Genomic DNA, 13,747 nt, shown 5'->3' on the forward strand with positions numbered 1-13,747 from the left:
GGGTCCGCTCGGCATCGGCGCGCGCGGCGTCATGCGCGGCGGCGAGCGTCGCGATCTCCTCGGCGAGCTGCGCGGGGCGATCGGCGAGGGCGGCGGCCTCGGCGGCTAGGGTCGCGGCGCGCGCATCCATCTCGGCAATCCGGCCCGCTGCCTGGCCCTCGCGTTGGTCCCAGCTTTCCGTCTCGGTCGTCGCCGCCTCCAGCCGGTCGCGGGTCTGCGCCAGACTGCGGTCGAGCGTCGTCCGCTCGGACCGGGCCAGCGCCACGGCGGAGCGCGCCAGTTGCGTTTCGGTCTGGAGCCGTGCCGTCTCCGCCGCGCTAGCCGAACCGTCGGGCAGCGCCTCCAGCGCGGCGGCCGCGCGTTCGCATTCGGCCAGTGCCTCGTCCATCTCGGCGGCGATCCGCTCGGCCCGGGTGGCGAGATCGGCGCGCTGGCCGGCCAGCCGTTCGACCTGCGCCTGGGCCCGATCCTCCGCCCGTTGCGCGTCGCGGTGCGCGGCCTCCGCCTTCGCCAGCAGCGCGCGTGCACTGGCGGCGGCCAGGCGCGCGCGGGCGATGCGGTCGTCGATCGCAGCGCGCGCCTCGGTCGCGACGCGCAGGCTGGTCTCTACGGCGGGGCGCTCCGCCTCCAGCTTGGCCAGCCGGTTGCGCCGCTCCATCCGCTCGGCCGCCGCCGCGCCGCCGCCTTCGCCGATATAGCCGTCCCAGCGGCGCAGCCGCCCTTCGCGCGTCACCAGCCGCTGCCCGACCGCCAGCGCCTGCCCCGAATCGGCCTCGACCAGGAATATCTGCGACAGCCGCCGGGCAAGCGTCGGCGGCGCCTTGATCCGCGCGCCCAGCGACAGCGTCCCGACCGGCGCGGGCGGATCATCCTCCGCCAGGTCCGAACCATGCCAGTCGACCAGCGGCGTTTCCAGTTCGTCGCCCAGCGCGGCGGCGAGAGCGCGTTCGAAGCCCGGCTCGGCCTGCACCTCGTCGAGCAGCCGGTCGCCGCCCTTGCGCTCGGTGGCGCGGATCAGCGTCGCGACCTCGGCGTCGAGCGCGGCGAGCGCGGCGATCGCCTGTGCCCGCGCGGTCTCCGCCGCATCGCGCTCGGCAGTGGCGGTCAATTCGCTTTCCTCGGCCCAGCCCAGCGCGGCGCGCGCCTTGTCGGCGTCGAGGCGCGCGGCGGCCTGGGTGGCGATGGCGGCTTCGCGCTGTGCCTCCTGATCCGCCATGTCGGGCAGCGCGGCGATGGCGGCGGCGACCCCGCGCGCGTCGCGTTCCGCACGTTCGTGGCGACCCCGCGCCGCCGACAGCGCGCCCTCGGCGATCCGGCGTTCGGCCGCCTCGGCGGCTTGCGCGGACAGCGCCTTGGCCAACGCGATCTCGGCGTCGCGGTTGCGGCTCTCCGCCTCGGCGAGCAACGCGTCGAGCCGGGGCATGGCCTGTTCGGCATGGGCGATGCGCGCGTTCAGGTCCTCGCGCTCCTCGGCGAGACGGCGGATCGCGGCGGCGGCGTCATGGGCCAGCGCATCCTCGCGCGCGCGATCCTCATCGATGCGGGTGCGCGCGGCGGCCAGTTCCTCGATCCGGCGTTGCAGGCCGTGCCGGCGGTCGCGCGCGCGAGACAGCGCATGGCCCGCCTCGCTCAAAGCATCGCGCGCGGCGAGCGCGGCGGCGCGGGTGCGCGCGGCGAGCGCGACCGCCTGTTCCTGTGCCTCCGCCGTGCTGCGCTCGGTCGCGGTCGTCGCCTCCACCTGCGCCTCGGCGGCGGCGGCCTCGGCCTTGGCGGTGGTCGCGGCGGCGGCGGCATCGCGCCAGCGGGCGAAGATCATCCGCCCCTCGGCGACCCGGATCTGGTCCGACAACAGGCGATAGCGTTCGGCCGCACGCGCCTGTCGCCGCAAGGCAGCGACGCGGGCGTCCTGATCGGCAATCGCCTCGTCCAGCCGCGCCAGATTGGCCTCGGTCGCGCGCAGCCGTGTCTCGGCATCGCGGCGGCGGACATGCAGGCCCGAGATGCCGGCGGCTTCCTCCAGCATCGCACGGCGCTCGGCCGGCTTGGCGGCGATGACCGCGCCGATCCGGTTCTGGCTGACGAGCGCGGGCGAGTGCGCGCCGGTCGCGGCATCGGCGAACAGCAGCGCCACGTCCTTCGCCCGCACGTCGCGCCCGTCGATCCGATAGGCCGAGCCCGCGCCGCGTTCGATCCGGCGGACGATCTCGGTCTCCTCGCCCTCGCGCTCGGCCAGAATCGTCACCTCGGCGAAGTCGCGCGGCGGGCGGGTGGCGGTGCCCGCGAAGATCACGTCTTCCATGCCCGCACCGCGCATCGATCGCGCGCTGTTCTCGCCCATCGTCCACCGCAACGCCTCGAGCAGGTTCGACTTGCCGCAGCCATTCGGCCCGACAACGCCGGTCAGCCCCGGTTCGATGACCAGATCGGCCGGATCGACGAAGCTCTTGAAACCCGAAATGCGAAGCCGCTTGATCTGCACGGACCCGGTCGCTGCCCTCACGTCGATACGTGGTTAATCGATAGCGAATGGGGGGGGATTGTCGAGGGGGCGTGTCGCGGTGGGGAAGGGGCGATCGCGTGCGTCGTTGACGGCCGTTTGCGCCCCGACCCGTGCGTTCAGGCGGGCGGCCGATAGCTGTTCCTGCACGCGGCCATTCGCGAAGTCCGGCCATGTCCGCTCCTGCATCTCCGGGCGCTGATCCCGCAAAAGCCTATGCCCAGTCCGCACGCAACCCGTTCGTCGGTGGAGAAGCGGCGATCGGGCCTGGCCGCAAATGCCACTCAGGACGATGTCATTTGTATATCACTATTACAAAACCCCAATATATTTAATGTCTTGGAATAATATGAGTATTCCATACAAATTAGAAAAACATCGGATTGAACTTGACTCTCTAGATGATAGGCGTGGTAAGAATTGAACATCTTTGGTGCGGGAGAGCCATTAGATGCGAAAATATGCAAATATGTTTGCGCTTTGCGCGTCGGCGTTGCTGTCGGTGCCGCTATGTGCTGCGCAAGCGCCTGCCATCGGCGCGCATGTCGACGAACCGGATTTTGCCGACGTCTGGTCGGAGCCTATTATACCAAAATCCAAGCGTGCGAAGATAGGACCATGGCATATGCCGTCCTTTCCCGAAGTGCACCGCTATATCCGCGACACGCCCGCCCGCGCGGTGGACGTCCAGCGACAGCGCGCTATTCGCAACGCCTTCGCAAAGGAGGGTGCTTTCACAAGACCGGCCAAGCATGTCCGTATCAGTTGTCGGGCCAAGGCTTGTGAATTTGTCATCCTCTATCCCAACACGTTATCGAACGCGGAGCGGATGCGGGCCTCTCAGGCCATCAACCGGGCCACATCTTCATTCTGTTCCAAGCCGTCATGTGAAAGCGGCATGGTGATGTCGGGTGGTCGGACCAAGGGCACCGGACTGGCCGAACTGGGTTATCTCATTCAAACTGACAGTGGTTTCATTTGAGCGGAAAATGCTGCCAGGCTTATTGGCGCAGCCAGCTTCCCGATCATGTTAGAGCAAGCATCGGCGCAATGCCGTGTCATTCATGCGTTAGCAGCGATATCGGGCAGGTAGTTGTTATCTATGATCCCGTTACTGCGGATGTCATTGAGAAAATACTCATTTCCGCGATGATGTAATCCTAAGAAGGGTTGGTGAAAAAGTGACGGCCAGACACTCTATCGCAGCCTTAGGCGCCATCATGCTCGGTGCGGTACTGATCGTCGCGGTGTACCGAAGTGCGGTCGGGACGTCCGCCGACAGAGGCTCGGGCGACGCAACGAGCGTGCGGGTGGTGTCATCCAGCCTGGCACCGCCCCACGCCACGCCGTCATACTCCATCGGGCGGGGGGACACGCGCCCCGCCCCGGAGAGCCAGAATGATCCCGTGGCGGACAGGCGCGCTGCGGAACTGGCGCGGATTTCGGACGTGGCGTCGCCGTTCTTCGGCTTTGCTCCCCAGATCAAATCGCTGCATGATCGCCTTCGCGCGGAGGGGCGTGACGAAGCCTGGGCGACCCGATCCGAAGCGATGATCGCGAAACAATATGCCGACATGTCCGGGATCAAGGACACCGGTCAGGCTCCGCAGATACATTGCGGCGCCACCTTGTGTGAGGTCAGCGGCAGTCTGGATTTCCCCGAATTCGGCACCGCCATGCAAAGCATGCAAGCGCCCGAGTTTTCAGAGCGGATGTGGACACAGGGCTACCATCCGATGGACCAGATGTTCGGGCCCGGCAAGGATGGGCGGCAAATGTTCATCCGCTATTTCCGTCGTGAAGCGCCCATCAACAAACCGGAAGGTCGGTGACGGGCGCCATTCGGCCGGTCGGTTCGGAGAAGGGAGAAGGTGGGCGATGTTCGCCACGCGATCACTTAAGCCGGCTTTGGCGGACGGCTTTCGAAAGGCGGTTGGTTTGTTCTGGACCCCATCTCGTTCGTGAGACTTTTCGCCACCACCGCGTCATCCGAACCGCGTCAGCGCGAACGGCTCCATGGGTACCGGCGTCGTCGTCGCATCTCCCAGCATCGCCGCCACCAACTCCCCCGTAATCGGCGCCAGCGTCAGGCCGAGATGGTTGTGCCCGAAGGCATAGGACACCCCCCGCACGCCCGGCACCCGCCCGATGGCAGGCAGATAGTCTGGCAAGGTCGGGCGCGCGCCCATCCAAAGTGCGGCGTCCGCGCCGATCGGCAGGCCGAGTGCGGCGATGTGGTGGCGCAGGCGGTTCCATTTGGCGGGGTCGGGCCTGGCCTTGGCGCGGGCGAACTCGACGATGCTGGCGGCGCGTAAGCCCCCGGCGAAGCGGGTGGCGATCATCGAGCGGTCCTCGAACACCACCGGGGGGAGGTCCGCCGGCCAGTCGACCTCAGGGCCGGTCTGGACGTGATAGCCGCGCTCGGCGATGATCGGGGCTTTGACGCCGAAGGGGCGGAGCAACTTGGCGCTCGCCACGCCCGCCGTCACGACGATCTCGCCCGCCGACAGACGGCGGCCATCGGTCAAGCGGACCTCGCCATCGCCGATCGCTTCGACATGAGCCACCATGCGCGTGCCGCCATCCGCCAGGAAGCGCTGGAGCGCGGTATCGGCAAGCTGCGTGGGGTCGGCGATCTGGCCGCTGCCCTCGAAGCGGATGCCACCCGCGATCGGACTAGCTATCCGGCTTTGCCATTGCGCCAGTTCCGCCTCGGTCAACGCCCGGAAGCGTGCCGTCCCCGTATCGGCGGCCTGCCAGCCCGCCAGTCCGCGTGCGGCGCTCTCGGCCGTTTCCCACAGGACGACATGGCCGTCCTCGCGCAGCAATCCGGGGGCGTCCAGCGCCGCGACATGCCGCCGCCAAGCGGGCATCGCCTCCGCCAGCAGCGCGGCCAGCGCGGTATGCGCCCGCACATAGCGATCCGCACGCGCCGCCCCCAGCAGTCGCAGCGCGAAGGGCAGCCAGGTCCCGATCTCACGCGGTGGAAGCGCCAGCGCGCCGCCCCGGCAGAACAGCTTGCCCGCAAAGCCGCGCACCATCTTGGGCGAGGCGATCGGCTCGGCCTGTTCGGTCGCGATATGGCCGGCATTGCCCCAGGAGGCGGCGCGGGGGTTCTCCTCCGCCTCGACCAGCGTCACCGTCCAGCCACGCCGTTGCAGCGCCAGCGCGGTCGTCATCCCCACCACGCCGCCGCCGATGATCAGCGCGGTTCGATCGGGCATGGAGGGGGGCGTATTTTCCGGCTTGGGCATAGCCCATATGATACCGTATACGGATTGGGTAGCAAGGAAATCCCGATGACGACACCGACGATCCGCCACACCTTCTTCTGTATCGACGGCCATACTGCCGGCAATCCCGTCCGGCTGGTGGCGGGCGGTGCGCCGCTGCTGCGCGGTTCCAGCATGGCCGAGCGGCGGCTGGATTTCCTGGAACGGTTCGACTGGATTCGCACCGGGCTGTGCTTCGAGCCGCGCGGGCATGACATGATGTCGGGCGGCTTCCTCTATCCGCCGTGCGAGGCCGACAGCGACGCAGCGATCCTGTTCATCGAGACCAGCGGCTGCCTGCCGATGTGCGGGCACGGCACGATCGGCATGATCACCTTCGGTCTGGAAAACGGCCTGATCACCCCGCGCGAGCCGGGCAAGCTGAAGGTCGAGGTGCCGGCGGGCACCATCCATATCGAATATGAGAAGCAGGGGGCGAAGGTCACCGCGGTGCGCATCCGCAACGTGCCCGCCTATCTGGCGGCCGAGGGGATCGCGATCGACGTGCCGGGCTTCGGCCCGCTGACGCTCGATGTCGCCTATGGCGGCAATTACTATGCGATCGTCGAGCCGCAGGGGGCCTATACCGGGTTGGACGATCTGGGCGCGTCGCGGCTGGTGGAACTCAGCCGCACGATCCGCGAACTGGTGCGCGAGAAGTTCGAGCCGGTGCACCCGCTCGAACCCTCGATCGGGGGGGTCAGCCATGTGCTCTGGGCCGACAAGCCCTCGGCCAAGGACGCCGATGGCCGCAACGCCGTTTTCTATGGCGAACGCGCGATCGACCGTTCGCCTTGCGGCACCGGCACGTCGGCGCGGCTGGCGCATCTGGCGGCGAAGGGGCGGCTGAAGGTCGGCGACCGCTTTGTCCATGAAAGCTATATCCGCAGCCGCTTCATCGGCCGGGTCGAGGAGGCGACCGACCTCGCCGGGCAGGCGGCGATCGTGCCGTCGATCCAAGGATCGGCGGTGTCGACCGGCTTCAACACGATCTGGATCGATCGCGAGGACCCGTTCTGGGCCGGGTTCACGGTGGTATAAGGATTTTCCACGCGAAGCCGCGAGGACGCGAAGTAGAAGAGGTTCGCGCGGAGGCGCGGAGACGCGGAGGGGCACAGCCCGCCGCATCTGCGGCCCTGCAATTGCAAACGGTCGATGATTCCAGAACGCTGCCGCGCGGGCGATCCTCTCCGCGCCTCCGCGTCTCCGCGCGAACAAGATCCTTCGCGCCTTCACGTGAACCCGCCCCGCCTTGGCCGGGGCGATCCATCAGCCCAGGTCGTCGATCGCGGGCTGGGGCTCGGTGAACCAAGTGGCGCCCGTTTCGGTCACGTAAAAGTGATCCTCCAGCCGCACGCCGAAGCGATCCGGCACGACGATCATCGGCTCGTTGGAAAAGCACATGCCCGGCGTCAGCGGCGTCGTGTCGCCGCGCACCAGATAGGCGGGCTCATGGATCGACAGGCCGATGCCGTGCCCGGTGCGGTGGGGCAGGCCGGGCAGGCGATAGTCGGGGCCGAGCCCCGCCTTGTCCAGCACCGCACGCGCGGCATAATCGACGGCCTCGCAACGTGCGTCCGGGCGGACGGCGGCGAAGGCGGCGGCCTGGGCTTCCTTCTCGATGTCCCAAATGCGGCGGACCTCGTCGCCGACGTCACCGAAGGCATAGGTGCGGGTGATGTCGCTGTGATAGCCGTCGATCAGCGTGCCGGTATCGACCAGTACCACGTCGCCGTCGCGCAGCACATCGTCCTGCGGCAGGCCATGCGGAAAGGCGGTCGAGCGCCCGAACTGCACCGCGCAGAAATAATTGCCGGTCGCGGCCCCCAGCGCGCGGTGGGCGGCGTCGATGAAGCGGATCACCTCGGACGCGCGAATGCCCTCATGCAGGATACGCGCGGCGCGGCGCTGCACCTCCAGCGTGATGTCCATCGCCTGTTGCATCAGCGCGATCTCGGCGGGTGACTTGATCATGCGGCACCCGTCGACGACCGGTGCGCCGCTGACCAGCGTGACGCCAGGTGCTGCGGCGCGGATGCGATCGACGAACAGGAAGGCCATCGCCGGATCGATGGCGAGCGTGGTCGCTCCCGCCGCCTTCAGCGCGTCGGCGACCAGTGTGGAGGGGCTTTCATCCTCTTCCCACAGGCGGATGTCAGTGGCGGGGATGGACAGGCTCGCCTCGAACGATCCCAGTTCGAAGGCCGGGCAGATGAAGATCGGATCGCCCGCGATCGGCAACAGCATCGCCACCAGCCGCTCGGTCGCACCCCAGGCGACACCGGTGAAGTAGCGCAAGCTCGCGCCCGCGCCGATCAGCAGCATGTCCGCGCCGATCCCCGCCATCAGCGTGCGAGCCCGGTCCAGGCGCTGCCGCCGCTCGTCCGCGCCGATGACCGGGGCCGGATCGGTCCAGAGCGACAGCGCCGCCAATTCCCGTTCCGCCGTCGAACCGCCGATCGTCCCTGCCATGCCCATGCTCCGTTTCGTATACGGTTCTGGCGTGTAGCGTGGATGGCGGCATCATGCCACCCGGCGCAGGCGATAGCCCTCCGCGCTCTGTTCGACGAAGCCCAGGCGTACCGCCCCCGACAATGCGGCGGCGACCGCCCGCTCCACCTGCCGGCCCTGCGCGAAATGGCCGGCGAGCGCGGCGGCGGTCAGCGGACGATCACCGGAGAGCAGCGCGAAGACGCTGGCGATCCGGCCGCTGAGATCGCGGGGAAAGGGCGGCTTGGCGGCGGCGGGCTCGGCCAGCGGCAGCGCTCGATCGGCGGGGGTGAGCGGGGTCGCGCCCGCACGGCGGCTCTGGAAATCGGGGCGGAGCCATCGCACACGGCCGCTGCGCTCCTCGGCGCGTCGAGCGGCGTTGAGCGCCACCAGCCGTTCGACCATGTGCGGCGCGGTGATGTCGGCGGGCCAGCCATAGGCGGTGATGACGGCGGCATCGATCTGGTCATGCAGGCGGGCGATCAGGTCGACCGCGCCCGTGCGGCGCTGATCCTCTTCCTCCCCGCTTAACGGCTCACCAGCGATCAGCTTGGCGCGCAGATTGTAGAGCCCGGTCAGGGTCAGCGCGGGCACCTCGGCCAGGATGCGGCGGCGGGTGGCGTCGAGTTCGTCGGCCAGCCCGGCTATCGTGCGGCGGATGACATCGTCCGCATCGGGGAACGGGAAGGGGTCGAACACCTGTGTCTTGGTATAGCGATGTCCTTGCTCGAACGTCGCCACGCCCATCAGGCCACAATTGGCATAGGTCCATGCCAGGCTGGCCGAGGATGATAGAACGCCAAGATGGAAGCCGTCTTCGGACGCTATGCACACCAGCATGTTGTCGGGCAGCGTCTCCGCGTCGAGGAATTGGAAGATACGGTGCTTCGCCGTCTCGACCGTCGCGATGTAGCGTGACTGGTCAGCCAGCGCCGGGCGTAGCGCCGTCCGTGGCTTTCCCGTGATCCACCAACTGTCGAGATAGGCGCGGGCGTCGGCGGTCGGCGACTTGTCGAATTGCTCCTGTCTGGCTTTTCGCACCGTGCGCAGCAGGTGACCATACACTTCGGGAAAGCGCCGACGTACCTCGGCCTCGGTCAGGCCGAGCAGGTCGATCACCATCGCGCCACGTGCCCGCGCGGTCAGGTCGCGGCCGTTGCGATAGGGGCGGATATGCCGTTCCAGCCCCTCGCGCACGCCCAACCCCAGCATCGCGGCCTCCGCTGGCGAGACGATGAAACCCGCGCCGTGGAGCGATACACCGCGCGAGCATAACCAGGCATTGGCCAACAACGGCTCGGCGCTGCTCACATTCGCACCCACCGACAGGTCGGCATTGATCCGCCCGACCGTCTCGGCGAAGCGGATGTCGGGCGTGTCGCTGTCCAGCCCGCTTTCATGCACGATGCGCAGGCGGCGGCCGTCCTGCTTGCCGCGCGCGACGACCGTCATCGCGATCCGCACCATCGCGGCGTCGGGCGTCGCCTTGGTCCAGGGGTGGTCGGGAATGGCGAGCAGCACCGACAGCGGCGTCGCCCCCTCCAGCGCACGGGCGATGACGCGCCGGCCGAAGGTCTGGGTGATCGAGTTGGTGGTGACGAAACCGAAGCGGATCAGTGGCGACCCCTTGGCCGCCAGCGCCTGCGCCGCTCGCTCCCACCAGTAGAGGACGTAGTCGGCCGCGCGGGGCATCTTCGGATAGGCGCGCCACAGCGCCTCGGCCATGCCCGCAGGGAGTCGCCCGCGCAGGTCCTTGCCACCGATGAAGGGCGGATTGCCGATGATGAACTCGGCCTCCGGCCACGGCGTCCGCGCGCCGCTTTCGGTCAGCAACGCGTCGCCGGTAACGATCGACTGGACATCCTCCAGCACCGGGTCGGACACCTGTCCGCCATTGCGCAACTGCCAGCGGATATAGCCCAGCCACAGTACCAGCTGCGCGATGGCGGCGGCGCGGGCATTGACCTCGATCCCGTGGAAATTGCGCGGATGCACCGTCTCGGTATCGAGGTGCAGCAGCTCCTCGCCCGACAATTCGGCCAGCACCTCCAGCACCTCGCCCTCCAGCCGCTTCATCAGCTCCAGCGTGACGTAGAGGAAATTGCCGGTGCCGCATGCGGGGTCGAGGATGCGCATCCGCGCCAGCCGGCGGTGGAAGTCGCGTACCCGCTGCACGGCGGCGCGCGGATTGTCGGTGCGCTCGGTCTCCATCGCGCTCAACACCTGCGCCCAGTCGTCGCGCAAGGGGGCGATGACGGTGGCGGTCACGAGCCGTTCGACATAGGCGCGCGGCGTGTAATGCGCGCCCAGCCGTCGCCGCTGCACCGGGTCGAGCGCCTGTTCGAGCAGCGTGCCGAAAATGGCGGGCTCGACATCGCGCCAGTCACGCTGGGCGGCGGCGAGCAGTTCGCCGATCTCCTCTCGGTTGAGCGGCAGGGCATGGGCGGTATGGAACAGGCCGCCATTGAACCGCCGGACGCGGCGGCGCAGCACATTGGCCTCGCCACCCCGGTCCATCGAGTGCCAGAGATCCTCCATCCAGGGCACGAAGGCGTCGGGCCGATCGCGTGCGTCGGTCAACAGCGTGACGAAGCCGCCGGCGGGCAGCAATCCGCTATGTTCGGCGAACATGGTGAACAGGCAGCGCATCAGGAACAGCGCGACCTGTTCGGGATCGTGCCCGCGCTCCTCCAGCAACCTGGAAATGCTGGCCAGCCGTGTCGCCACATCGCGGGTGACGGCGGCGGCATGACGGGTGGGGTCGAGCGAGAGCGGCGCCTCCCAGATCGCCGCCAGCCGCTTGCGGATGTCGGCGCGGCACAGATCCTCCAGGGTGATGCGGAAACGGGCGCGGTCGGGGAACTGCTTGTAATGTTTGCCCTGGCCCGAAAAGTCGGCGAACAGCTCGATCACCCGGCCGACATCGACGACGATCAGAAAGGGCGGCCAGCCATGATCGACCGGCAGCGCCCTGGCATATTGCTCGGCCTGCTCGCGCGCGCGGCGCATGAGGATGTCCCATTGCCGCGAGCGGGGGGCGGCGCCGGGTTCGTCGGGCAGCAGACCGGGCAGAACGGGGCCGAGATCGGCGAGCGATTTCGCGCCCAGCCCTTCGCGGCTCTGCTTGGCTTCCAACACGAAGCAGCCGCGCTTGTAGAGGTCGATCCGGCCGCGCCGATCCTCGTCGCCCGGCAGGACGACCGCGCGTTCGAAGACATAGTCGTTGCGCGCGCTGGTGGCGTGCGCCGGTTCGGGCGGGGCGACGCCGATGATCGCGCACAGCTCGGTCAGGAACAGCGCATAGTTCGCGCGCTCCGCCCCGCCCTCGCACGCCTGCCAGCGCCGGATGAACGCCTCGATCGCCGTCGGGGTCGCCATATGTTGAAATCCTCCCGATGGGGATCATCGGGAGGATTTGATTTGGTCAAAGCAACGTTGGAACCGTTCTCGCCCGGTCTCCCTGCCGCCGTTCAGCCTGAGCGAAGTCGAAGGCCAAGGGAATCACCGGGTTAGGCACGAATCTGCAAAGCGTGCGCTTCGACTTCGCTCAGCGTGAACGGATGTGGGGATATTGGTCCGTAACGGATGCAGACCTCACCCCCCATACATCGCCATCGCATCCCGGCGGAACGCCGCGCCGCTGTCCGACCGGCTGTAGAACATATGCCCGCCCGGATAGACGTTCAGCGTCACCCGTTGCGCCACACCGTAACTCGGCATCTGGTCGACGATCAGCCGCGACGCGAAGTACGGGCAGGACAGGTCGTCCCAGCCGTGCACGATCATCACCTTCATCTTCGGATCGTTGGCGATCGCCTTGCGCAGGTCGGTGACGGGCGTGTCCTCGGGCCGGCCGCGATCCCAGGCGGCGTTCACGCCATAGGATAGCGCGTGATAGCGGGCGTCGGTCTTCCAGCCCACTTCACGCGTCACGAAGTCGACCATCGCGCTGGTCGTCGGCGCGATCAGCGAGTCGAGCAGCGGGTCGTTGGACCGCTGCTGCGACGACCAGGGGAAGGGGTCGAAGGCGGTGACGTTGGAGTCGTAGATGCTGCCGATCGTCGCATCGTTGCGGTGAATCTCGCGCAAATAGGTCCGCGTATCGATCCGCCCGCCCAGCTTGCGGACCAGCGCGGGGTCCAGTCCGGTTAGTTCGGTCACGCGGGTCACCATCCGATCGACCGCCTGGGTGTCCGACCGCCCGCGCATCAGGTCGCGCAGATAATCGCCGCGCGCATAGGCCTCGACTCCCGCCATCGCCTGCGGAGTCAACTGACCCTTCCGCTCCAGCTGCGCGGCGGCCATGGACGGCAGGTCGATCATCCACGGCAACGGCGACAGCGCGGTGGCATCATCGCCCGAGGCCGGGTCGAGATAGGGCGACACCATCACGATGCCGTTGACCCCGACGCCGATCTGCGATTGCAGCTCATAGGCGATGCGCGGCGCGCGGTATCCGCCATAGCTTTCGCCCATGATGTACTTAGGCGAGCGCAGCCGGCCTTCCTTGACCAGCCAGTCATAGACGACCTTCGACAGGTACTTGATGTCCGGGTCGTTGGCGTAGAACGCCTTCTTCGTCTCGCCCTCATCGACCAGGCTGCGGCTGAAGCCGGTCCCGATGGGATCGATGAAGACCAGGTCGGTGAAGTCCAGCCAGCTATTGGCGTTGTCGCTCGTCACCGGGGAATCGGAGGGGGCATCGCCCTGCGCGCCGAACTGCACCCGCTTGGGCCCGACCGCGCCCATGTTGAGATAGACCGAGGCCGCACCGGGCCCGCCGTTGAAGGCGAAGGTGACGGGGCGGCGCACGTCGCCACCCGGCACGGTATAGGCGGTATAGACGACCTGCCCGATCTCCTTGCCCTTGTCGTCGCGCACCGCGATCTTGCCCACGGTGGCCTTGTAGCTGACCAGCTTGCCGCCGATCCGGGCGGTCTGGGTGATCGTCTTGTCGGCGGGCAGCGGCGGGCGCTTGCTGTCGTCGTCCTTGGTTTCGGTGGTCGTCTTGGTCTCGGTCTTCTTGGCCTTTTGCGCGACGGCGGGCGTTGCGCCGGCGGCGATCAGCAGCAGCGCGGACAGATGCAGGATTTTCGGCACGTTCGGAAATACTCCCCCACGGACATTTGCTCGGCCGGGATCATGCGCCCAGTCCGCGCGTTCCCGCAACCCCGCCCCCTCGAAACCCGGACCGCCGCTTCCTATCTCGCCTCTGGCCTTCCTCCCGGAACAGAAGTAGAACTAGCCCCATGCTGACCAAGATTTCCGTCCGCGGCGCGCGCGAGCATAATCTTAAGGATGTCGATATCGACATTCCCCGTGACACGCTGACGGTCATCACCGGCCTGTCGGGGTCGGGCAAGTCCAGCCTGGCGTTCGACACCATCTATGCCGAGGGGCAGCGGCGTTACGTCGAGTCGCTGTCGGCCTATGCGCGCCAGTTCCTGGAGATGATGCAGAAGCCGGACGTCGACCATATCGAGGGGCT

At 67.9% G+C, this 13,747-nt stretch carries 8 protein-coding genes and 1 pseudogene; 4 read left to right on the forward strand and 5 right to left on the reverse strand.

What is annotated here, in order from left to right; all coding sequences use genetic code 11:
* Nucleotides 1-2,479 (reverse strand): AAA family ATPase (locus ACQKJZ_RS14165; RefSeq protein WP_427731716.1); only part of this gene is annotated, 2,479 nt, incomplete at its 3' end.
* A gap of 469 nt (nucleotides 2,480-2,948) precedes the next feature.
* Between ACQKJZ_RS14165 and ACQKJZ_RS14170 the strand changes: the two genes are divergently transcribed.
* Nucleotides 2,949-3,479 (forward strand): hypothetical protein, encoded by a 531-nt coding sequence (locus tag ACQKJZ_RS14170; protein WP_427731718.1) that lies wholly within the window; start codon nucleotides 2,949-2,951, stop codon nucleotides 3,477-3,479.
* Nucleotides 3,480-3,717: 238 nt separating this feature from the next.
* On the forward strand, nucleotides 3,718-4,329 hold the full coding sequence (locus tag ACQKJZ_RS14175; RefSeq protein WP_427731720.1) for a hypothetical protein: 612 nt from the start codon (nucleotides 3,718-3,720) through the stop codon (nucleotides 4,327-4,329).
* Between the two features lie 153 nt (nucleotides 4,330-4,482).
* Here ACQKJZ_RS14175 and ACQKJZ_RS14180 read toward each other — a convergent pair whose 3' ends face one another.
* On the reverse strand, nucleotides 4,483-5,721 hold the full coding sequence (locus tag ACQKJZ_RS14180) for an NAD(P)/FAD-dependent oxidoreductase (protein WP_427731722.1): 1,239 nt from the start codon (nucleotides 5,719-5,721) through the stop codon (nucleotides 4,483-4,485).
* Between the two features lie 75 nt (nucleotides 5,722-5,796).
* Between ACQKJZ_RS14180 and ACQKJZ_RS14185 the strand changes: the two genes are divergently transcribed.
* Nucleotides 5,797-6,810 carry a 4-hydroxyproline epimerase gene (locus tag ACQKJZ_RS14185; protein ID WP_427731724.1) on the forward strand — a complete coding sequence of 338 codons (1,014 nt, stop codon included), beginning with the start codon at nucleotides 5,797-5,799 and terminating at the stop codon, nucleotides 6,808-6,810.
* 228 nt (nucleotides 6,811-7,038) lie between these two features.
* Here ACQKJZ_RS14185 and ACQKJZ_RS14190 read toward each other — a convergent pair whose 3' ends face one another.
* The 3 genes from ACQKJZ_RS14190 to ACQKJZ_RS14200 form a co-directional block, all read right to left on the reverse strand.
* Complete coding sequence (locus tag ACQKJZ_RS14190; RefSeq protein ID WP_427731726.1) at nucleotides 7,039-8,241, reverse strand: M24 family metallopeptidase; 1,203 nt, start codon at nucleotides 8,239-8,241, stop codon at nucleotides 7,039-7,041.
* Nucleotides 8,242-8,292: 51 nt separating this feature from the next.
* The gene (locus ACQKJZ_RS14195; RefSeq protein ID WP_427731728.1) at nucleotides 8,293-11,637 is read right to left on the reverse strand and encodes a class I SAM-dependent DNA methyltransferase; all 3,345 of its coding nucleotides are present in this window, start codon (nucleotides 11,635-11,637) and stop codon (nucleotides 8,293-8,295) included.
* A gap of 216 nt (nucleotides 11,638-11,853) precedes the next feature.
* Nucleotides 11,854-13,359: a S10 family peptidase gene (locus tag ACQKJZ_RS14200; protein ID WP_427731730.1), complete on the reverse strand. Its 1,506-nt coding sequence runs from the start codon at nucleotides 13,357-13,359 to the stop codon at nucleotides 11,854-11,856.
* Nucleotides 13,360-13,508: 149 nt separating this feature from the next.
* On the opposite strand from ACQKJZ_RS14200, the pseudogene ACQKJZ_RS14205 reads away from it, so the two are divergent.
* Nucleotides 13,509-13,747: pseudogene (locus tag ACQKJZ_RS14205) on the forward strand (hypothetical protein); the annotation flags it as partial.

Origin of the sequence: Sphingomonas sp. NPDC019816, from assembly GCF_050274375.1 — a bacterium.
In the GTDB taxonomy this organism is placed as follows: domain Bacteria; phylum Pseudomonadota; class Alphaproteobacteria; order Sphingomonadales; family Sphingomonadaceae; genus Sphingomonas.